The organism is Rhodococcus sp. BP-261 (assembly GCF_019835205.1).
Taxonomy (GTDB): Bacteria; Actinomycetota; Actinomycetes; order Mycobacteriales; family Mycobacteriaceae; genus Rhodococcoides; species Rhodococcoides kyotonensis_B.
Genome location: NZ_JABUCO010000051.1, coordinates 1 through 3,399 on the forward strand (window position 1 = coordinate 1; position 3,399 = coordinate 3,399).

Annotated in this window: 6 protein-coding genes; 3 read left to right on the top strand and 3 right to left on the bottom strand. The window is 65.3% G+C overall.

Annotated elements, in window-relative coordinates:
• The first annotated feature begins 143 nt into the window (after positions 1–143).
• The gene (locus HQ354_RS26065; RefSeq protein ID WP_222651580.1) at positions 144–530 is read left to right on the top strand and encodes an ArdC family protein; all 387 of its coding nucleotides are present in this window, start codon (positions 144–146) and stop codon (positions 528–530) included.
• A gap of 94 nt (positions 531–624) precedes the next feature.
• On the opposite strand, the gene HQ354_RS25415 is transcribed toward HQ354_RS26065, so the two are convergent.
• The 3 genes from HQ354_RS25415 to HQ354_RS25425 form a co-directional block, all read right to left on the bottom strand.
• On the bottom strand, positions 625–1,014 hold the full coding sequence (locus HQ354_RS25415) for an Lsr2 family protein (protein ID WP_068426914.1): 390 nt from the start codon (positions 1,012–1,014) through the stop codon (positions 625–627).
• 461 nt (positions 1,015–1,475) lie between these two features.
• Positions 1,476–1,829: a hypothetical protein gene (locus tag HQ354_RS25420; RefSeq protein WP_068426912.1), complete on the bottom strand. Its 354-nt coding sequence runs from the start codon at positions 1,827–1,829 to the stop codon at positions 1,476–1,478.
• An 82-nt stretch (positions 1,830–1,911) separates the two neighbouring features.
• Positions 1,912–2,070, bottom strand: coding sequence for a hypothetical protein (locus HQ354_RS25425; protein WP_157105341.1), 159 nt, complete (start codon positions 2,068–2,070; stop codon positions 1,912–1,914).
• A 116-nt stretch (positions 2,071–2,186) separates the two neighbouring features.
• Between HQ354_RS25425 and HQ354_RS25430 the strand changes: the two genes are divergently transcribed.
• Positions 2,187–2,402, top strand: a complete 216-nt coding sequence (locus HQ354_RS25430) for a hypothetical protein (protein WP_068426908.1) — start codon at positions 2,187–2,189, stop codon at positions 2,400–2,402.
• 325 nt (positions 2,403–2,727) lie between these two features.
• Positions 2,728–2,943, top strand: a complete 216-nt coding sequence (locus HQ354_RS25435; RefSeq protein ID WP_068426905.1) for a hypothetical protein — start codon at positions 2,728–2,730, stop codon at positions 2,941–2,943.
• Positions 2,944–3,399: the final 456 nt, after the last annotated feature.

Below are 3,399 nucleotides of genomic sequence, written 5' to 3' on the forward strand. Positions count from 1 at the left end.
GAGCGAGTCTGCCCTCGAATCGGATGGCGTGCCGGTGCGGCCACAACGGGGGTCAGTTCATGGTGAGATCGTTTCGGCTGCAACGGGCGAGGCGGCGATCGTGCACCTGATGCTATTCGGCATCCTTCTTCAACAACCTCCTACTGATCCTGTCTCAGCGCCCCGACGCGACCCGCGTCGCAGGCTTCCGAGCCTGGCAGCAGCGCGGACGCCAGGTCCGCAAGGGCGAGAAAGCAATCCGCATCTACGGCTACAGCTCCCGCACGATCACCGACACCAACCCCGACACCGGCGACGAGAACAGCCGCAAGGTGCCGACGTTTCCGATCCTGTCGGTGTTCGACATCGCCCAAACCGACCCGATCGACGGACACCCGCAACCCGAAGAAATCTCGACGCTCCTCACCGGCGCCGATCCCGCCCGCATCTACGACCGCACCGCCGCCGTCATGACCGGGCGCGGCTGGACGGTTACAAAACCCCAGGTCGGCAGAAATTCTCCGCACTTGCTAGGGCAACGCGCCCACTGATCGCAGTTGCGAAGTAGATAGAAGCCCTCGAGCTCCCCCGCACCGCGCACCGGAACCCTGCAACACCGGTCGCGGCCCGGCGGCCGGCGGCCGGTCAGTGCGCCGCGTCGTATGCCTCTTCGATCTCGGCAGGAATCCGGCCGCGCGAGCTGAGTTCGTATCCCTCGTCGAACGCCCACTGCCGAATCGCTCTGGTCTGCGCCGGATCTCGCTTCGTCTTCGACGACGACGTCGTCGATGGTGCAGCCGTAGGGGCTGCAGTAGCAGTGCCAGCGGGGGAGGCCTTGCGTTTGCGGCCGCCGACCCGCGTGGCGTGCTCGATGTAGTAGTCGAGCTTGCGGTGAAACTCGGTGGCGTTCTTGTTCTTCAGGTCGATGACATAGTCGACACCCGCCACGGAGAATTCGATCGATTCACCCGAACCGTCCTCGATGACCGAGTTGTCGATATCGTCGACCAATTGAACAGATACTTGCTTTGCCACAGTGCGCGGCCGCCTTTCACAGATAAAGATACGATGGGGTCAGTGCAGCCAGCTTAACCAGCACAAACATGCCGTCAACTATCGTGTCGGATATAACCGTCATCGACGGCGAGATTCTCTTCGAACGAGGATTGACCTAACGCTGCGCTATCGATCGCTCACAATAGTCGACTATCGCGGGCAGCCGTACCAGTCCGCGTGCAGCCGGGCGGGTTAGGCCGCGGGGAACGAGGTGGTGAAAACCGTTCCGACACAGGATGATGTCGGCGCGGGCGTCGGCGTGACTGGTGGACTTCCGCTACCGAATCGAGTCGACTCAGCGACCGGCGGCGGTTCGGTAGAAACGGCAAGCTGCACCGCGAAAGGGAGAGGCGGCGGCCTCCCCCTCAGACGGCCGACCGCCCCTCCCTCATTGTTAGATGCCGCCGAGAAGCAATCGGTTCCCGCACCCGGAAAAAGTTTCAGAACATCGCCAATTGATCGGCGTTCACTGTGGCGCGCGGTCGGGTCCGCGGTGCGGTGCGCCGGACAACGGCGGCAGGGGCAGGGGCGGTGGCCTCGGCGAGGCCGATACCGGCACGGTTGGCCAACACCGCCCGCACGTACAGGCGGCGAGAGTGTTCCAGGTGTCCATCGATGCTGTCGCGGCCGCGCCACTGCGTCTTCCACGCTGGTGAGCCTGCCTGCGGCGCCGCGAGTGCGCGGTCGGTCAGCCGGTCGAGCAGCACGTCGATCTTCTCGGCCAACGTCTGGGCGAGGTCGTCGAGCACCGTCTCCGGTATCCCGGCAACCGCGGCTGGCTCGGTCTCGCTCATGCCCGCATGCTAAATCGCCGCACCGACACCGTCAGTGCAGGCGCGGACAACTGCAGGTCAGGGGTAGCGGTGCGCAGCGGCCTCAGCGCTCGGCAACCGGTCGGCGGCGCTGGCTCCGATTACTCCCTGGCGCACGGTCGGCGCGGTGTTCGGGATCGAGGTTGCACAGTGCGATCGCCACCGCGGTCGAGCGCACGATCTCCTGCTGCAACGGCGGGCCGATCAAGGTTCGGATTCGCATACCGCCGATTATGCGACCGGTCACCGACACATTCTCGAACCGAAAGCCCTGCACAGCGAGCACATTCGGTGAAGCTTGAACCAGCACGGAACCAGGCTCGTGTGTAGCGCGTCCAAATGAGTGTGGAGGACGATCCGGAATACCGGCAGGCGCTGATGGAGGAAGGCTGCGATCCCGACGATCCGCACCTGCGCTCAGCTATCGCCGACGTCGTCGCGCTCCTTCGCCAGATCGGCGCCGCCGAGCGCGCCGAAGCGTACCGAACCAACGGCCCCTACATCCACGACGGCCGCTCTCTCGACGGCGCGGCGGACGAGGCCACCGACCACTGACTCGATCGACACGTACGCGAGGATGCGGTGCGAGCGAGCGGACAATATTCGCCGTCGCACAGGCGGACCGATGACACGGCGCGGCACGCATCGTCGAATTATTCTGCACCGCAAGCCACTTCGCCTCGGCGCACGTTTCGGATCGTCCCCTGCGGGGCCGCGTCCCGTGGTCACCTGAAGGGTTCGTACAAGCCGCCTCAGCCTGACATGCCGGGGACCCCGACCCGTCAACCCACACTCGCTGCGCTCCCTCTTCGGGGTTGACAGGCCACCCTCGTCACGTCAGACCGCCGCGTCTCATCCAAACCTCGAAAGGAATCACGCAATGCTTCCCGATCGCCACGACGCAGTCATCTCCGCCGCCGCAGAACACGGCGCCACCACCGCCGGCCACGACCTCGACGCGCTCCACGCCGACATCGCCTACTACGCCGGCGCCGAACACAAGGCACCCGCCCGCCTCGACGACCGGATCTGGGACGGACTGCTCGCCAAACACACCATCGCCGCCGCCGACGCGGTCGCGCTCCGGATCGACTGACCAAGCGCGAGCTCGGTCCCGCCCACCACGGGCGGGGCCGACACACACGCGGCATGCATCGATGTACGAAAGGTGTTATTGCCGAAGCAGTCACGGGGTCACGAGCGAGAGGATCGTCCCCTGCGGGGCCGCGTCCTGTGGTCACCAAGGGAGGTCGTACGAGCCGCCTCAGCCTGACATGCCGGGGGCCCGGCCGTTCAACCCACGCTGCGCTCTTCGGGGTTGAGCGGCCACCCTCACCATGTCCGGGCAGCTGCGTCTCATCCGAACTCGAAAGGACCTCGCCATGTACCCCGACCGGCTCACCGCCATCGCCTCCGAAGCATTCAACTGAATCACCCCAGGTTTGATGCCGCTTCCTTCTGAGTCAGGAAGGATGAGCACATGCCTAAGAAGATCGATCCGGAGGTCCGTGCGCGGGCGTTGCGGTTGTTGGAGACCCACGGCGGGGAGTAC

Excerpts from the sequence above, each read along its gene's own strand:
- HQ354_RS25430 (WP_068426908.1), top strand. The coding sequence starts at position 2,187 with ATGAGTGTGGAGGACGATCCGGAATACCGGCAGGCGCTGATGGAGGAA.
- HQ354_RS25425 (WP_157105341.1), bottom strand. The coding sequence starts at position 2,070 with ATGCGAATCCGAACCTTGATCGGCCCGCCGTTGCAGCAGGAGATCGTG.
- HQ354_RS25435 (WP_068426905.1), top strand. The coding sequence starts at position 2,728 with ATGCTTCCCGATCGCCACGACGCAGTCATCTCCGCCGCCGCAGAACAC.
- HQ354_RS25420 (WP_068426912.1), bottom strand. The coding sequence starts at position 1,829 with ATGAGCGAGACCGAGCCAGCCGCGGTTGCCGGGATACCGGAGACGGTG.